The sequence below is a fragment of the Cellulosimicrobium sp. SH8 genome (genome assembly GCF_025818875.1).
In the GTDB taxonomy this organism is placed as follows: Bacteria; Actinomycetota; Actinomycetes; order Actinomycetales; family Cellulomonadaceae; genus Cellulosimicrobium; species Cellulosimicrobium cellulans_D.
This window is the reverse complement of sequence record NZ_JAMXMH010000013.1, coordinates 47,441-63,244: the sequence shown is the minus strand read 5'-3', so window position 1 is coordinate 63,244 and position 15,804 is coordinate 47,441. Positions and strand designations below refer to the sequence as shown.

Sequence of the window (15,804 nt, the reverse complement as noted above, 5' to 3'; positions counted from 1 at the left end):
CTTCGTCTGCCGGGACCGGACGGGGCCGGTGCCGACGCCATAAAGACGGTTGGTGCGGGGTCGTCGGCGGGAGCGGGGTGACCCGCTCCCGCCTGCCCGAGATCAGATCTCGTCGATGCTGGACGCCGCGTTGGGGCGGCGCGACAGGTCGATGCCGAGCTCTTCTGCTGCGCGGTACACGTCGTCGTCCGACTCCCGCATCTCGATGGACACGCCGTCGCTCGAGAGCACCTCGACGTTCAGGCACAGCGACTGCATCTCCTTGAGGAGGACCTTGAAGGACTCCGGGATGCCCGAGTCGGGGATGTTCTCGCCCTTGACGATGGCCTCGTACACCTTGACGCGGCCGGGGACGTCGTCGGACTTGATGGTGAGGAGCTCCTGCAGCGTGTAGGCCGCGCCGTACGCCTCGAGGGCCCACACCTCCATCTCGCCGAAGCGCTGACCACCGAACTGCGCCTTACCACCCAGCGGCTGCTGCGTGATCATCGAGTACGGGCCCGTCGAGCGCGCGTGGATCTTGTCGTCGACCAGGTGGTGGAGCTTGAGGATGTACATGTAGCCCACGGCCACCGGCTCCGGGAACGGCTCGCCGGAGCGGCCGTCGAACAGGCGGGCCTTGCCGTCGCCGCCAACCGTCCGCACGCCGTCGCGGTTGGGGATCGTCGACGAGAGCAGACCGGTCAGCGCGTCCTCGTGGAGGCCGTCGAACACCGGGGTGGCGACGGGCCGGCCGGGCACGGACGACGCCGCGATCTCGGGGACGTTCTCCTTCCAGGAGAGGTCCTTGCCCTCGGCGAGCGAGATGTCCCAGCCCTGCTTCGCGACCCACCCGAGGTGCGTCTCGAGGACCTGGCCGACGTTCATACGACCGGGCACGCCCAGCGGGTTGAGGACGACGTCGACCGGCGTCCCGTCCGCGAGGAACGGCATGTCCTCGACGGGCAGGATCTTGGAGATGACGCCCTTGTTGCCGTGGCGGCCGGCGAGCTTGTCGCCGTCCGTGATCTTGCGGCGCTGCGCGATGTAGACGCGCACGAGCTGGTTCACGCCCGCGGGCAGCTCGTCGCCGTCCTCGCGGTTGAACTCGCGCACGCCGATGACCGTGCCGGACTCGCCGTGGGGCACCTTGAGGGACGTGTCGCGCACCTCGCGCGCCTTCTCGCCGAAGATCGCGCGCAGCAGGCGCTCCTCCGGGGTCAGCTCGGTCTCGCCCTTCGGGGTGACCTTGCCGACCAGGACGTCGCCCGCGCCGACCTCGGCGCCGATGCGGATGATGCCGCGCTCGTCGAGGTCCGCGAGGACGTCCTCGGAGACGTTCGGGATGTCCCGCGTGATCTCCTCGGGGCCGAGCTTGGTGTCGCGCGCGTCGACCTCGTGCTCCTCGATGTGGATCGAGGAGAGCACGTCGTCCTGCACGAGACGCTGGCTGAGGATGATCGCGTCCTCGTAGTTGTGGCCCTCCCACGACATGAACGCCACGAGCAGGTTGCGGCCGAGCGCGAGCTCGCCCTCGTCCGTCGCCGGGCCGTCCGCGAGGACGGAGCCGGGCTCGATGCGCTGGCCCTCGTCGACGAGCACGCGCTGGTTGTAGCTCGTGCCCTGGTTGGAGCGGCGGAACTTCGCGATGCGGTAGCTGCCGGTCGTGCCGTCGTCGTTCGCGACGAGCACGAGGTCGGCCGAGACCTCGGTGACGACACCGGGCTTCGACGCGACGACGACGTCGCCCGCGTCGACCGCCGCGCGCCACTCCATGCCGGTCCCGACGAGCGGGGCCTCGGAACGGACGAGCGGCACGGCCTGGCGCTGCATGTTCGCACCCATGAGGGCGCGGTTCGCGTCGTCGTGCTCGAGGAACGGGATGAGCGCCGTCGCGACCGACACCATCTGGCGCGGCGAGACGTCCATGTAGTCGACCTGCGCGCCGGGCACGATCTCGACCTCGCCGCCCTTGGTGCGCACGAGCACGCGCTCGTCCGCGAAGGAGCCGTCGACGTTGAGCACCTGGTTCGCCTGGGCGATGACGTGGCGGTCCTCGTCGTCGGCCGTGAGGTAGACGACCTCGTCGGTCACCTTGCCCGCCGTCACCTTGCGGTACGGCGTCTCGATGAAGCCGAACGGGTTGATCCGCCCGTACGACGCGAGCGAGCCGATCAGGCCGATGTTCGGGCCTTCAGGGGTCTCGATGGGGCACATGCGGCCGTAGTGCGACGGGTGGACGTCACGGACCTCCATGCCGGCGCGGTCGCGCGACAGACCACCCGGGCCGAGGGCCGAGAGGCGACGCTTGTGCGTCAGGCCCGCGAGCGGGTTGTTCTGGTCCATGAACTGCGAGAGCTGCGACGTGCCGAAGAACTCGCGGATGGACGCCACGACCGGGCGGATGTTGATGAGCGTCTGCGGCGTGATCGCCTCGACGTCCTGCGTCGTCATGCGCTCGCGCACGACGCGCTCCATCCGGGACAGGCCCGTGCGGACCTGGTTCTGGATGAGCTCGCCGACGGCGCGGATGCGACGGTTGCCGAAGTGGTCGATGTCGTCGGTCTCGACGCGCACCTCGACGGCCTCGCCGTTCCGGGTGCCCGGGATGCTGGCGTGGTCGGCGTGCAGGGCCGCGAGGTACTTGATCGTCGCGACGACGTCCGAGACGGAGAGCGTCGAGTCGGTGAGCGGCGCGTCGATGCCGAGCTTCTTGTTCGCCTTGTAGCGACCGACCTTCGCCATGTCGTAGCGCTTCGGGTTGAAGTAGAAGTTCTCGAGCAGCGCGCGGCCGGCCTCGACCGTCGGCGGCTCGCCCGGGCGGATCTTGCGGTACAGGTCGACGAGGGCCTCGTCCTGGGTGTGGACGTGGTCCTTCTCGAGCGTGTCCAGCACCGACGGGAAGTCGGCGAACTGCTCGCGGATCTCCGACTCGGTGAGGCCGAGCGCCTTGAGCAGCACCGTGACGGACTGCTTGCGCTTGCGGTCGACGCGCACGCCGACGGCGTCGCGCTTGTCGATCTCGAACTCGAGCCAGGCGCCGCGCGAGGGGATGATCTTCGCGGAGAAGATGTCCTTGTCGCTCGTCTTGTCGGCCGTGCGCTCGAAGTAGACGCCGGGCGAGCGGACGAGCTGGGAGACGACGACGCGCTCGGTGCCGTTGATGATGAAGGTGCCGCGCTCGGTCATGAGCGGGAAGTCGCCCATGAAGACCGTCTGGCTCTTGATCTCACCGGTGTTGTAGTTGACGAACTCCGCGGTGACGAAGAGCGGCGCGGCGTACGTGAAGTCCTTCTCCTTGCACTCGTCGGCCGTGTACTTGGGCGGCTCGAAACGGTGGTTGGAGAACGACAGCGACATCGAGGAGCCGAAGTCCTCGATCGGGGAGATCTCCTCGAAGATCTCCTCGAGACCCGACGTCGAGGGCACGTCCTGGCGGCCGGCCGCGGCCGCGGCGGCGACACGCGCCTGCCACGCCTCGTTGCCGAGGAGCCAGTCGAAGCTCTCGGTCTGGAGGCCCAGCAGGTCGGGGACCTCGAGGGGCTCGTAGATCTTGGCGAAGGAGAGGCGACGCGATGCGGTGCGGTTCGCGATGGCGTCGGCGGTCGGAGCAGAAGGGGTGCGCGAGGCAGCCAAGAGGGGTCCTTCCCTGCAGATCGAAAGAACGCTGCACCGCCGGGCTGGACACGATCACCGCCGCCACGACACCTCGCGGACGCGCACGTACGTCGACGAGGGGGTCGGGGGTATTTGAGATCGGGGGCACAGGACAGCGCAAAGCGTGAGCATAGCCCACAACGCATCGCAACACAACCCCGGGGCGTGCGACCCCGCCCGGTACCGGACGCCTGGGCGCCCCACCGGTACTCGTGCGGGCCTCGTCGCCCGCCACCGACCCGTCTCGCGGGTCGCGAACCTGCTGCCGTCGACCTCGCTGTCCTGCGTCGTCGACCCGCACATGGTGGCACACTCGTGGCCGTTCCGTGAAGCCGGTGCGCCCGCCCGGGTGCCCGACGACGTCCCGCGCCCACGCTCCCACGCGCGCCGTGCGGCCGTGCGGCGAGAGCGACGACGAGGCCCGCACCCCGGGCGGGGTGCGGGCCTCGTGCGGCGTGCTGACCGGTCCCGTCAGGACGGGACCGGCGAGATCACTTGACGGTGACCGTGGCGCCGGCGCCCTCGAGGGCAGCCTTCGCCTTGTCCGCGGCGTCCTTCGCGACAGCCTCCAGGACGGGCTTGGGGGCGCCGTCGACGAGGTCCTTGGCCTCCTTGAGACCGAGGGACGTGAGGGCGCGCACCTCCTTGATGACCTGGATCTTCTTGTCGCCGGCAGCCTCGAGGATGACGTCGAACTCCGACTTCTCCTCGGCCTCCTCGGCGGCGGCACCGCCACCGGCGGCAGCCGGGGCAGCAGCGGCGACGGGGGCGGCCGCGGTGACCTCGAAGGTCTCCTCGAAGGCCTTCACGAACTCGTTGAGCTCGATGAGGGTGAGGTCCTTGAACTGCGCAATGAGCTCGTCGGTGCTGAGCTTCGCCATGATGGCGTTCCTTTCGGTCGGTGCTCGGCAGCGGCCCGGTGCGGGCCTGCCAGAAGCGGGGTGTGTGCTTGCGCTGCGTGGATCACGAGTCCGGGGCGCGCCCCGGGCACGGGATCAGGCGGCAGCGCCCTCCGATTCCTGCTTCTGACGCAGGGCATCGATGACGCGGGCGGCCTGGGCGGTGTTCGCGGTGAAGACGTAGGCAGCCTGGAAGAGCTTGGCCTTCATCGCGCCGGCCGCCTTGGCCAGCAGGACCTCGCGGGACTCGAGGTCCGCGAGCTTCGTGACCTCCGCGGCGGTCAGGGGGCGCCCGTCGAGGACACCGCCCTTGATGACCAGCGCGGGGTTCGCCTTGGCGAAGTCACGCAGACCCTTGGCAGCCTCGACCGGGTCCCCGGTGACGAAGGCGATTGCCGACGGGCCCTGCAGGTCGGCGTCGAGTCCCTCGACACCGGCCTCCTTGGCCGCGATAGCGGTCAGCGTGTTCTTCACCACGGCGTAGGTTGCGTTGCCGCTGAGCGACCGACGCAGCTGCTTGAGCTGCGCGACGGTGAGCCCGCGGTACTCGGTCAGCACGGCAGCGTTCGAGTCGCGGAGCTTCTCCGAGATCTCGGCGACTGCGGCTGCCTTGTCCGGCCTCGCCATGGCAATCCTTCCGGTGGTGGTACCACCGGCGTCCGTCCCGGAACGAGAAAGAGCCCCGCGCAGGCGCGGGGCTCGTGGTCGCACGCACGGCGGGGCCGGGCGGACGTCGTCGATTCGCTACCTGCGCTGGCCTCCACCTCGTGGTGGGACTTCGATCCGTCACGTCCCTGCAGACGGAGTCTGCGAGCAGCGTCGGACGACCGGCGGTCTTGGGTACACGCTCATCGTACGGGACGACGGCGTGTGCTCCAAACCGCGGCCGCCACGTCGGGGCGCTCCCCCGCGCGGTCAGAGCACCAGCGGCCCGAAGCACACGAGCGGGACGGGCTCGGGCTCGTCGGCGACCGCGCGGGCGAGCGCCGCCCCCGGCATGGCGCCGTCGCGCAGCTCCGCGTGGAGCGACGGCATGACGCGCGCGGCGACGTCGTCGCGCAGCGGGGCGACGCTCGCGACCACGGCGCGCGCGCCGAGCCGCAGGAGGACGCTCGTCAGGCCGAGCGACTCGCCGCCGATGCGCGGCGTCGAGAGCCCGACCTCGCACGCCGACAGGACGACGACCACGCCGTGCAGGTCGATGCCGTCGAGCTCGTGCGCGAACATCGGCCCGTCGGCGAGCCGTAGCGAGGAGAAGAGCGGGTTGTCGGTCTCGTGCGTCCCGTGCGCCGCGAGATGGACCACGCCGGCGGTCCGGAGCCCCTCGACCACCGCCTCGCACGTGGCGTCCTCGCCCGCGAGGGCCTCGGAGCCCTCCCAGACCGACGCGACGAGCTTGGCCTCCGCACCCGAGAACCGCAGCCCGGGGCCCGCGACGACGAGCGCCTCGTCGGCACGCCGCGTCGGGTCTCCGACCCGCAGGTCCACCCACGAGTTCGCCCACGTCCGTCGCCCGCGCCGTGACGGCAGAGAGGCCCACGGGAGCGCGAGCAGGAGGTCGCGCGCGGCGAGGTGCAGGTCGCCGTCGGCCTCCAGAGGGACGACGAGCGCGTCGTCGAGCGCGGTCAGGGTGCGCGTGAGCGACGCGACCGCCGCCTCCCGCATCGGGACGGGGATGAGCACGTTCGAGAGGACCGCGAAGTCGGCCCGCGCGCGGCGCACGCGCTCCGCGACCGTCGCGCGCGGCGCGAGCCGCACGAGCCGCGTCCCCGCCGCGGACACGCGGACGGCGAGGACCTCGTCGCCCTCGACCACGAGGTCGGCGACCACGGCGTCGGAGCCCGCCGCGGCGAGCGCGGCCCGGAGCCGGCGCTCCGTCGTGGCCAGCGGGGTGGCGGCCTCTCCCCCGTGCTGCCAGGCGCGGCGCCGCGCGTCGTCCTGCAGCCGACGCGCAGACCTCAGGTGGTCCTGACGGCGGGCGAGGTGCGAGGGGTCCGAGGGGGCACCGAGCGCGCGGGCGGCCTCGACCTCGCGGCGCGCCGCGGCGAGGAGGTCCGCGAGGACCGGGTCCGACGGAGGGCGCACGCGGCCGGTGCCCGCGAACGCCGCGCGACCCCGCTCGACCGCGTCGAAGATCGTCCCCGGACGCCGCGTCCGCAGCGCCGCCGCCACGTCCACGTTGCCGAGCCGGACCCCGTGCACGGCTGACGCCGTCACCGCGTCCACGGAGCCGAGCCGCGCGCGGTGCTCGGCGAGGGCCGACTGGCCGCGCCGCACGGCCCGCACGCCGCCGCGACGGTCACCGGCCGCGAACGCGAGCTGGGCGAGCACGGCCTCGTACTGCAGCCGCACGGGCAGCGGGGCGCGGTCGAGCCGCCCGGGAACCTGCGCCAGGACGTCCTGGGCGGCGGGCACGTCCCCCGCGGTCACGAGCCACTCGGCGGCGAGGAGCTGGGCCGGGATCGTCACGCCGAGGCCGGCGGCTCCGCCGAGCGCCTCGCCCTCGCGCGCGAGGGCGAGCGCCCAGCCGGCGTGCCGCCGTGCCGTCGTCGGCGTCACGCCGTCCGACCGGTGCTCCGTGAGCGCCGCCTGCAGCTCGGCGACGCGGGCGCGCAGCATCCACGGGGTGTTCCCCAGCCGGTCGAACCGGCGCGACGCCGACCGGGCCAGGCGACGGGCGTCGGCGTACCGGCGCAGGCCGAGCACGACGCGCGACCGCACCAGCTCGACCTCGGCGAGGTCGCGCAGCATGCGGTAGCGCGAGAGGTGCTCGCGAGCCTCGCGCAGCGCGTCGTCGGCCTCGGTCAGCAGCCCGGCGTCGAGCAGGACCTGCGCGCGGTCGATCAGGCCGACGGCGGCGTGCCGGTCCGGCGCTTGCTCGGCAGCCTCGTCCATCGCACGCAGCGCGACGGGGAGATCGCCACGGAGGTACTCCGCGTACCCGAGGTTGTGGCGCGCCTTGGAGACGAGGAGGTCGTCCCCGAGCGCGACGCCCCGGCGCACGGCGTCGTCCAGGTCACGGCTCGCTCCCTCGGCGTCGCCGAGCTCGAGGCGCAGCGACCCGAGGTTCAGCATGAGCACCGCGGCGTCGAGCGGTCGCGCGTCGTCGACGCCCGTGGCCGCCTCCTCCATCTCGACGAGCGCCTCCCGCACGTCGCCCGTCCGCAGCCGGAGGAGCCCGCGCTGGGCGCGCACGACGAACCGCAGGTCGTACATGCCCAGGGCGGCCCCACGCTCCTCGAGGAGCGCGAGCCGCCCGAGGGCGTCGTCCAGCGAACCGGACAGCTCGAACTCCGCGACGGCGCGACTCATGCCTGCCCGGGCGGCCACGTACACGGCCTCGCGAGTCGCCCCGTCCCCCTGCGCCTCGACCTCGGCGACGATCTCCTCGAAGGCACGGATAGCGCGCCGGTGGCGCCCACGGGCGTTCGTCGCCTGTGCGGCCGCCAGGCGGGACTCGAGCACCGCCTGGTTGCTGACCACTCATCACCTCATGCGTCGTCACCCGGGGTCGGGACCAGACCCGTCGCCAGGGTAATGGACGGCCACAGCCAGGCGCAGCGCTCGGGCGTACCCCGGCCCGGGTCCACCACACCGGGCGCGGTCGGATCGTCGGCGATGCGGTCGAGCAGCGTGGCCGCCAGCTCACCGGCGAGCACAGGTGCGGCGAAGGACGTCCCGCTCCACGTGGCGAACCCGCCCTGGAAGCCCTCAGGGTCGATCGTCGCGCGGAAGCCCGGGCCCCACAGCTCGCGCACGTGCCGGGACGGCGCGACAGCGCCGTCGATGGTCCGCGGGATGGTCGAGACCAACGAGGCACCGGGCCGGGTGCACGTGATCCACGGACCGTCGTTGCTGAAGAGCGACACCGTCCCGTCCGGGTTCTGGGCTCCTACGGCGAGCACCGGCGGCTCGTCCTCGGGGAGAGCGACCCCGTCGAACGGGACGGGCGGGCTCACCTTCCGGTCGATGCGCGGGGCGAACGCGGCCGGGTAGGTCGGCCGGGTCTGCCCGTCGTTGCCCGACGAGACGACGACGATGACCCCGTAGCGACGGAGTGCTCGGATGAGCGCTCCGAACGGGGCGTCGAAGTCTGCGTCCTCGGGACGCTCGTGGTAGTAGCCGAGCGAGAGCACCAGGACGTCGATCGGCGCGTAGCCGTCGCGGCCCGTCAGCCCGAGGACGTGCCAGAGCAGCAGCCTCCGCAGCGAGCGGAGGAGCTCCCGCTCGGGGACGACCCCCGACCCTCCGTAGAGACGCGGGGCGAGGATGACGGCGTCCGGGCACAGCTGGTGGAGGAGGCCCGCGATGAAGGTCCCGTGCCCGGCCACCGCGTCGAGCGGCCCGGTGAGCGGCGAGACCGAGACGCCTCCGATCTCGGGATCCTCGTACGGGTACTCCGTCGGGGGGAGGGTGGAGAGCGGCTGCCCGAGGAGCTCCGGATCGCGCACGACGATCGTCCCCCGCGTCTCCAGGTCGTCGTCGAACCACGGGTGCTCGCCCACGCCGGTGTCGAGCACCGCGACGACAGGACGCCGCACCCCGTCGCCCGAGACGTAGGGGTTCGCGCCAGCGGGAAGCCTGCGCCGCGGCACCGGGCCGATCCAGCTCACCGGTGTCCGTCCGCCGGATCCCGGCACGGCGTACTCCGCGGTCCCCGCACCGAGCGACTGCGTGTACGGCAGCGGCTGCGTGTACGGCAGCGGCTGCGTGTACGGCAGCGGCTGCGTGTACGGCAGCGGCTGCGTGTACGGGAACGGCTGGGTGTAGGGCTGGCCGCCGATGAACGGCGTCGGCGCGATCATGTGGTCCAGGGCCAGCCGCGGGCTGTACCCGTCGTCGGGGCACAGCCGCCCCCGCAGCTCCTCGATCAGTCCCCAGGCGTCGGGGAGCGCGCCCTGGCGGTCGTCGCGGTAGTGCAGACGCACGGAGTAGCCGAAGGTCTTGAGCAGGTCGCGCGTCGTCTCGGGGTCGAGGTCGGCCTCGCGCACGAGCTCGGCGTCCTCGATGCTCTCCTCCTGCACCTCGACCCGCAGCCCGCGGTCGGCCGCCGCGCGCTCGAGCCACCGGAGCGAGCGGTTGCCCTCGCGGTCGAACGGCGACTCGGGGATGAGGATGCGGTCGCCGACGTACCACGTCGGGTGCGGGGACTGCTTCCCCGCGCGGCGCGGTGCGCTGACCGGGTCGATCGTGCGCGTGCGCCACTGGAGCCGGTTCGGCCTGTCGCCGTAGTAGCCGGGGCCGGTCACGTCGACGGGGGGTTCGGGGGTCTCGCTCACGTGCTCCTCCTCGAGGGATGGCGTTCAGTCGGTGCCGCGGGCGTCGACGTCGACGGGCAGCGGCGCGCGCACGGGTGCGCGGAGAGGGATGGGTGCAGGACGTCGTCGTGCCGCGAGCGAGGGATCGCCCGCGGCGCGACGAGGGCTACAGCTCGACGACCGGGGTGCTCACGGCGCCGCCGGCGCCGTCGGCACGGCGCACGACGAGGCTCGCCGGGCCGCGGTCGACGGCGTCGAAGACGAAGCGGCCGTCGTCGTCGCTCGTGGTCTCGCTCACGGAGCCCGGCCGGTGCAGCTCGACGCGCAGCGCCGTCGCCGGGGCGGCCCAGCCGTCGATGCGGATGTGCCCGTCGTCGGTCGCCGACAGCGAGATCATGACCGTGACGGACTCGGACGTGAACGTGATGGTGCGCGCCTCGACGGGTGGCGCGTCGCCCCGCACGGACATCTCGGGGACCTGGACGTACTCCAGCTCCATGACCTCGGCCTCGAGCCCGGCGAGGGTGATCGCGAACAGCGACCGCTCCACGAGGCCGTCGGGCACGGGGTCGATCTCCTCGGCGATGCGCGCCAGCTCCGCGAGCAGCGCGAGGTCGACGGCGTCGAGCGGCTCGTCGGGGCTGTGCGTCGGCTCGGTGCTCATGATGCTTCCCACGATTCCCCCTGGTCGTCGATGATGTCGCGCAGCTTGGCGAGGCAGCGGCCGCGCGTGGAGCCGATGCTCCCGACGGGCATGCCGATCGCGGCCGAGATGGCCTTGTAGTCGGGTCGGTCGGCGAGCGACACGAGCCGCAGGAGCCGCCGGCAGCGGTCCGGCAGCTGGTCCAGCGCGGCCCACAGCGTGCGGTCGCGCTCGTTGCGGAGCACCTCGACGTCCGGCGTCGGGTCGCCCGAGGGCAGCTCCGGGACGCCCTCGTCGGTGTCGTCGGGGAGCTCGGTGCGGCGCTTGGCCTCGTCGCGGTGCTTGCGCACGGCCTCCCACGCGGCGCGCTTGGCCGTGATGAGCAGCCACTTCAGGACGGCGTGCGGCTCCTTGATCGTCATCGCGTTGCGTACGAGCGCGACCCACACGGTCTGGACGATGTCGTCGGCCTGCTCGCGCTCGACGCCCTGGGCCCGCACCGTGTGCCACAGCAGCGGCGTCGCCTCGCGGACGAACTCGCCGAGGGCGTGGGGGCGACCGTCCCGGTACTCGAGGAGCGCGAACGCACCCCGGTCCCCCAGGCTCAGGCCCGGTTCGTCGGTGTCGGCCACCTCGTCGGTCGTTCTCGTCATGGGGGGCACCGTCCTCGGCGCGCTCGTCCGGTCAGGCATCAGCGGGGGGTCCCCGGAAGCGCCTGATTCTAGGGCCGGGCCGGTGGGGTCGACAACCATCGTCACTGGTCACACCCCTCCTGGCTCGTGCGGCTGCGTCCCATCTCGCTCCTTCGACACGCGAGTCGGAGCGTCGGGCCGACACTCCTCCACCCGGACAAGAGGGACGGGTCGCCCGTCTGATACATCCGTCGCCCACGGGTCTGCGCGACGCCGCCCACGGGCTCAGGATCGCCGCCCGGCCGTGTCGCCGTCTAGGTGTTCCCCCGTATGCGAGGCCCGGGAACTGCCGGGGAATCCCTCATGCCACGGCGCGGCGTGGGCTCCTAGCGTGCAGACGACCCCTGCACCCACCGCGGGTGCGGACCGGCGGGGCGCGACGTCGCGGCCCGCCCGAGCACGAGGAGCACTTCCGTGAGAACAGTCCTCTCCGGCCGCACGCGCGGCCGCACCGGGCGCGCGTTGCGCGCCCTCGCCACCGTCGTCGCCACCGCGACCGTCGCCGCGGGCGGCGCCCTCGCCGCCGCGCCCGCGACCGCGGCGCCCGCGCCGGCCGTCGCCGCACCCGCCGCCGCGTCCGCGGGCAGCACCCAGTGGCTCACCGGCTACTGGCACAACTTCGACAACGGCTCGGTGACGATGCGCCTGTCGGAGATCCCGCAGGCGTACAACCTCGTCGCGATCGCCTTCGCCGACAACCTGACCGGCACGCCGGGCGGCATCACGTTCAACCTCTCCAGCGCGGAGCTGGGCGGCTACACGGAGGCGCAGTTCAAGGCCGACATCGCGACGATCCGGTCGCAGGGCCGCAAGGTCGTGCTCTCCGTCGGCGGCGAGAAGGGCAACGTCATCGTCTCCAACGCGACGGAGGCCAAGAACTTCGCCGACACCGCGTACGGGCTCATGCAGGAGTACGGCTTCGACGGCGTCGACATCGACCTCGAGCACGGCATCAACGCGACCTACATGTCGAGCGCGCTGCACCAGCTCTCCGCGAAGGTCGGCCCGAACCTCGTCCTCACGATGGCGCCGCAGACGATCGACTACCAGGCGACGAGCATGGGGTACTACCAGCTCACCCTGGCGATCAAGGACATCCTCACGATCGTCAACACCCAGTACTACAACTCGGGCTCGATGATGGGCTGCAACCAGCAGGTCTACTCGCAGGGCACGGTCGACTTCCTCACCGCGTTGTCCTGCATCCAGCTCGAGATGGGCCTGCGCCCCGACCAGGTCGGCATCGGCGTGCCCGCCGTCCAGAAGGCCGCCGGCGGCGGCTACCAGCCGCTCGCCAACGTCGTGAAGGCCGTCGACTGCCTCGAGGTCGGCACCGGCTGCGGGTCGTTCAAGCCCGCGACGCCGTACGGCAAGATCGGCGGCGTCATGACGTGGTCGATCAACTGGGACAAGACGAACGGCTACCAGGTCGCGTCCGTCATCGGCTCGCGCCTCGCCAGCGGCCCGACCACGCCGACCGACCCGACCGACCCCACGGACCCCACGGACCCGACCGACCCGACGGACCCCACCGACCCGGGCACCTGCACCGCCCCGGCGTGGTCCGCCTCGGCCGTGTACACCGGCGGCAACCGCGTCTCGCTCCAGGGCCGCACCTACGAGGCGAAGTGGTGGACGACGAACGAGAACCCGACGCAGAGCGGGCAGTGGGGCGTCTGGAAGGACCTCGGCGCCTGCTGACCCGACCGTCCTCGTGAGACGACGACGGCGCGGCACCCTCGCAGGGTGCCGCGCCGTCGTGCGTGGTGCGGGTGGGGAACCACCCGCGGGGAGGACTGCCGTCAGGCCGCGTCGTCCTCGAGCAGCTTCGTCGTCTTGGACTGGTCCAGCGGGATGCCGGGGCCCATCGTCGTCGTCAGCGTGGCCTTGGTGATGTACCGGCCCTTCGAGGACGACGGCTTGAGACGCAGGACCTCTTCGATCGCGGCCGCGTAGTTCTCCACGAGCGCCTTCTCGTCGAACGAGACCTTGCCGATGATGAAGTGCAGGTTCGAGTGCTTGTCGACGCGGAACTCGATCTTGCCGCCCTTGATGTCGGACACGGCCTTCGCCACGTCCATCGTCACGGTGCCGGTCTTCGGGTTCGGCATGAGGCCACGGGGACCGAGCACCTTGCCCAGGCGGCCGACCTTGCCCATGAGGTCCGGCGTCGCCACGGCGGCGTCGAAGTCGGTGTAGCCACCGGCGACCTTCTCGATGAGGTCGTCGCCGCCGACCTCGTCGGCACCGGCCGCACGGGCCTCCTCGGCCTTCGCCGCGTTCGCGAAGACGATGACGCGGGCCGTCTTGCCCGTGCCGTTCGGCAGGTTGACCGTGCCGCGGACCATCTGGTCCGCCTTGCGCGGGTCGACACCCAGGCGGAACACGACCTCGACGGTCGCGTCGTACTTCACGGTCGACGTCTCCTTGGCGAGACGGACCGCCTCGAGCGGCGTGTAGAGACGCTCGCGGTCGATCTTCTCCTCGGCGTTGCGGTACGCCTTGCTGCGCGTTGCCATCTGCTTCTCCTTCTGCAGTCGTGGTCAGCGGGTCCGCGCGGACCCTGCCACTGCCGTCCACGGTCGTGGACGGACGTTCTTGGTGTGCCGAACCCCGGATCGCTCCCCGGGAGGTCGTGATCGTGGGGAACGATCCAGGGGTCGGCGGGGAGGGCGTCAGCCCTCGACGGTGATGCCCATCGAGCGGGCCGTGCCCGCGATGATCTTCGACGCGGCGTCGAGGTCGTTCGCGTTGAGGTCCTCGAGCTTGGACTGGGCGATCTCGCGCACCTGGTCGGCCGTGATCTTCGCGACCTTGACGGTGTGCGGCGTGGCCGAGCCCTTCTGGACGCCCGCGGCCTTCTTGATGAGCTCCGCGGCCGGCGGGGTCTTCGTCACGAACGTGAACGAACGGTCCTCGTAGACCGTGATCTCCACGGGGATGACGTTGCCGCGCTGCGACTCGGTCGCCGCGTTGTAGGCCTTGCAGAACTCCATGATGTTCACGCCGTGCTGACCGAGCGCGGGGCCGATCGGCGGGGCGGGCGTCGCCGCACCGGCCTGGATCTGGAGCTTGATGAGGCCGGAGACCTTCTTCTTGGGAGGCATGACTCTTCCCTGTCCTTCTTCTCGTGGACCGACGCCGTGGGCGATGACCCGGTTGCAGTGTTTCCTGAAGTACCGCGCTCACGCGGGGGCGGCGAGGGCCGCCCGCGCGTCAGATCTTGGCGACCTGGTTGAACGAGAGCTCGACCGGGGTCTCCCGGCCGAAGATGGAGACGAGGACCTTGAGCTTCTGGTTCTCGACGTTGATCTCGGAGATCGTGGCGGGCAGCGTGTCGAACGGGCCGTCCGTGACGGTGACCGACTCGCCGACCGTGAAGTCGACCTCGACGGGAGCCTTCGCGGCGGCCTGGGCGGGCTTGCCGGGCTCCGGGGCGGGGGCCAGCATCGGCGCGAGCATCGAGAAGACCTCGTCGAGCGTCAGCGGCACGGGCTGGTGGGTGTGGCCGACGAAGCCGGTGACACCGGGGGTGTGGCGCACGGCGCCCCACGACTCGTCGGTGAGGTCCATGCGGACGAGGACGTAGCCGGGGATGCGCACACGTCGGACGATCTTCTTCTGCGCGTTCTTGATCTCGGCCACCTCCTCCATGGGGACCTCGATCTGGAAGATGTAGTCCTCCATGTTCAGGCTCTGGATGCGGTTCTCCAGGTTGGCCTTCACACGGTTCTCGTAGCCCGCGTAGGAGTGGATGACGTACCAGTCGCCGAGCTGCGTGCGCAGCGTGCGCTTGAACTCCGCGACCGGGTCCTCGATGACGTCGCCGTCCTCGTCGACCGGGCGCTCGTCGTCCGACGCGTCCTCGTCCGCCTCGCCCTCAGACGCGTCCTCGTCCTCGTCCGACTCGTCGTCCGAGACGTCCTCGTCCGACGCGTCCTCGAACGTCTCGTCAGCCTCGTCGACCGCCGGGACGTCCGTGGTCTCCTCGACGTCGTCCTGGGCACCCTCGGGCTGCGTCGGGTCGACGTTCTCCGTCTGGTCCAGCGACTCCTGGGACACGAACGAACCTGCTTTCTGACGAACTGCTCGATGACTTCTTCTGGAAGCGCCGACGGCGCCCCGAGGGGCGCCGGCTGCCGTGGTGGGGCCCGGCGTGACCGGGCGGAGGTGCGCTCGCTAGCCGAAGACCCACATGACGGCCTTGCCGATCCCGAGGTCGAGCACGGTCACGAAGGCCATGACCACGACCACGAAGACCAGGACCACCGTCGTGTAGGTGATGAGCTCCGAGCGCGTCGGCGTGACGACCTTGCGGAGCTCGGCGACCACCTGGCGCACGAAAAGGGCGATGCGCGCGAAGATGTTGGGCTTCTTGTCCGCGGACGGACCGCCCTTCTTCTTCACCTCGTCGGCGCGTGCGCCGCCTGCACCCACGGCCTCTGACGGCGATTCGCTCACTCGTTCTTCCCCATCGCTCACGTACGGGACCTGCTCGAACCCTCGGTGCGACCCGGTGCCGGGCCGCGCGCGGTTCCCGGGAAGGTCCCACGAGAGCCACGCCGTGCAGGGTAGACAGGACTCGAACCTGCAACCTGCGGTTTTGGAGACCGCTGCGCTACCAATTGCGCCACTACCCTTCGTGCTCGACGACGCCGTACGAGCCCCCGGCCCCG

The 15,804-nt window shown here is 71.6% G+C and carries 12 protein-coding genes and 1 tRNA gene; 1 reads left to right on the top strand and 12 read right to left on the bottom strand.

Annotation, left to right across the window (positions count from 1 at the left end; translation table 11 throughout):
• Nucleotides 1–102 precede the first annotated feature (102 nt).
• The 7 genes from rpoB to NF338_RS17715 all read right to left on the bottom strand — a co-directional run bounded on the left by rpoB (nt 103) and on the right by NF338_RS17715 (nt 11,089).
• Nucleotides 103–3,615: a DNA-directed RNA polymerase subunit beta gene (gene rpoB, locus NF338_RS17745; RefSeq protein ID WP_087471307.1), complete on the bottom strand. Its 3,513-nt coding sequence runs from the start codon at nt 3,613–3,615 to the stop codon at nt 103–105.
• A gap of 512 nt (nt 3,616–4,127) precedes the next feature.
• Nucleotides 4,128–4,517: a 50S ribosomal protein L7/L12 gene (rplL, locus tag NF338_RS17740; protein WP_264031994.1), complete on the bottom strand. Its 390-nt coding sequence runs from the start codon at nt 4,515–4,517 to the stop codon at nt 4,128–4,130.
• A 114-nt stretch (nt 4,518–4,631) separates the two neighbouring features.
• Nucleotides 4,632–5,162, bottom strand: coding sequence for a 50S ribosomal protein L10 (gene rplJ / locus NF338_RS17735; RefSeq protein WP_087471305.1), 531 nt, complete (start codon nt 5,160–5,162; stop codon nt 4,632–4,634).
• Between the two features lie 288 nt (nt 5,163–5,450).
• A complete protein-coding gene (locus NF338_RS17730) occupies nt 5,451–8,018 on the bottom strand; it encodes a CHAT domain-containing protein (RefSeq protein WP_264031992.1) in 2,568 nt (855 codons plus the stop codon).
• Nucleotides 8,019–8,026: 8 nt separating this feature from the next.
• Nucleotides 8,027–9,814, bottom strand: coding sequence for a S8/S53 family peptidase (locus NF338_RS17725; protein ID WP_264031991.1), 1,788 nt, complete (start codon nt 9,812–9,814; stop codon nt 8,027–8,029).
• Between the two features lie 145 nt (nt 9,815–9,959).
• Entirely contained in the window at nt 9,960–10,457 is a 498-nt protein-coding gene (locus tag NF338_RS17720) for a carboxypeptidase regulatory-like domain-containing protein (RefSeq protein WP_087471302.1), read from the bottom strand.
• Nucleotides 10,454–11,089: an RNA polymerase sigma factor gene (locus NF338_RS17715; protein WP_047233802.1), complete on the bottom strand. Its 636-nt coding sequence runs from the start codon at nt 11,087–11,089 to the stop codon at nt 10,454–10,456. The genes NF338_RS17720 and NF338_RS17715 overlap by 4 nt, the downstream gene beginning before the upstream one ends.
• Before the next feature lie 453 nt (nt 11,090–11,542).
• Between NF338_RS17715 and NF338_RS17710 the strand changes: the two genes are divergently transcribed.
• Entirely contained in the window at nt 11,543–12,829 is a 1,287-nt protein-coding gene (locus tag NF338_RS17710) for a glycosyl hydrolase family 18 protein (RefSeq protein WP_264031990.1), read from the top strand.
• A 101-nt stretch (nt 12,830–12,930) separates the two neighbouring features.
• Here the strand turns inward: NF338_RS17710 and rplA are convergent, their stop codons facing one another.
• From rplA to NF338_RS17685, 5 genes are all read right to left on the bottom strand, one after another.
• Nucleotides 12,931–13,647 (bottom strand): 50S ribosomal protein L1, encoded by a 717-nt coding sequence (gene rplA / locus NF338_RS17705; protein ID WP_264031989.1) that lies wholly within the window; start codon nt 13,645–13,647, stop codon nt 12,931–12,933.
• A gap of 156 nt (nt 13,648–13,803) precedes the next feature.
• The gene (gene rplK / locus NF338_RS17700) at nt 13,804–14,235 is read right to left on the bottom strand and encodes a 50S ribosomal protein L11 (RefSeq protein WP_087471300.1); all 432 of its coding nucleotides are present in this window, start codon (nt 14,233–14,235) and stop codon (nt 13,804–13,806) included.
• A 109-nt stretch (nt 14,236–14,344) separates the two neighbouring features.
• Nucleotides 14,345–15,190 carry a transcription termination/antitermination protein NusG gene (gene nusG / locus NF338_RS17695; protein WP_264031988.1) on the bottom strand — a complete coding sequence of 282 codons (846 nt, stop codon included), beginning with the start codon at nt 15,188–15,190 and terminating at the stop codon, nt 14,345–14,347.
• Nucleotides 15,191–15,307: 117 nt separating this feature from the next.
• On the bottom strand, nt 15,308–15,589 hold the full coding sequence (secE, locus tag NF338_RS17690) for a preprotein translocase subunit SecE (protein WP_082141381.1): 282 nt from the start codon (nt 15,587–15,589) through the stop codon (nt 15,308–15,310).
• 106 nt (nt 15,590–15,695) lie between these two features.
• A tRNA-Trp gene (locus NF338_RS17685) sits at nt 15,696–15,768 on the bottom strand.
• Nucleotides 15,769–15,804 lie beyond the last annotated feature (36 nt).

What these genes read in the sequence shown, in the direction of transcription:
- NF338_RS17715 (WP_047233802.1), bottom strand. Translation starts at nt 11,089, where the DNA reads ATGACGAGAACGACCGACGAGGTGGCCGACACCGACGAACCGGGCCTG.
- NF338_RS17720 (WP_087471302.1), bottom strand. Translation starts at nt 10,457, where the DNA reads ATGAGCACCGAGCCGACGCACAGCCCCGACGAGCCGCTCGACGCCGTC.
- rplK (WP_087471300.1), bottom strand. Translation starts at nt 14,235, where the DNA reads ATGCCTCCCAAGAAGAAGGTCTCCGGCCTCATCAAGCTCCAGATCCAG.
- rplJ (WP_087471305.1), bottom strand. Translation starts at nt 5,162, where the DNA reads ATGGCGAGGCCGGACAAGGCAGCCGCAGTCGCCGAGATCTCGGAGAAG.
- rplA (WP_264031989.1), bottom strand. Translation starts at nt 13,647, where the DNA reads ATGGCAACGCGCAGCAAGGCGTACCGCAACGCCGAGGAGAAGATCGAC.
- rplL (WP_264031994.1), bottom strand. Translation starts at nt 4,517, where the DNA reads ATGGCGAAGCTCAGCACCGACGAGCTCATTGCGCAGTTCAAGGACCTC.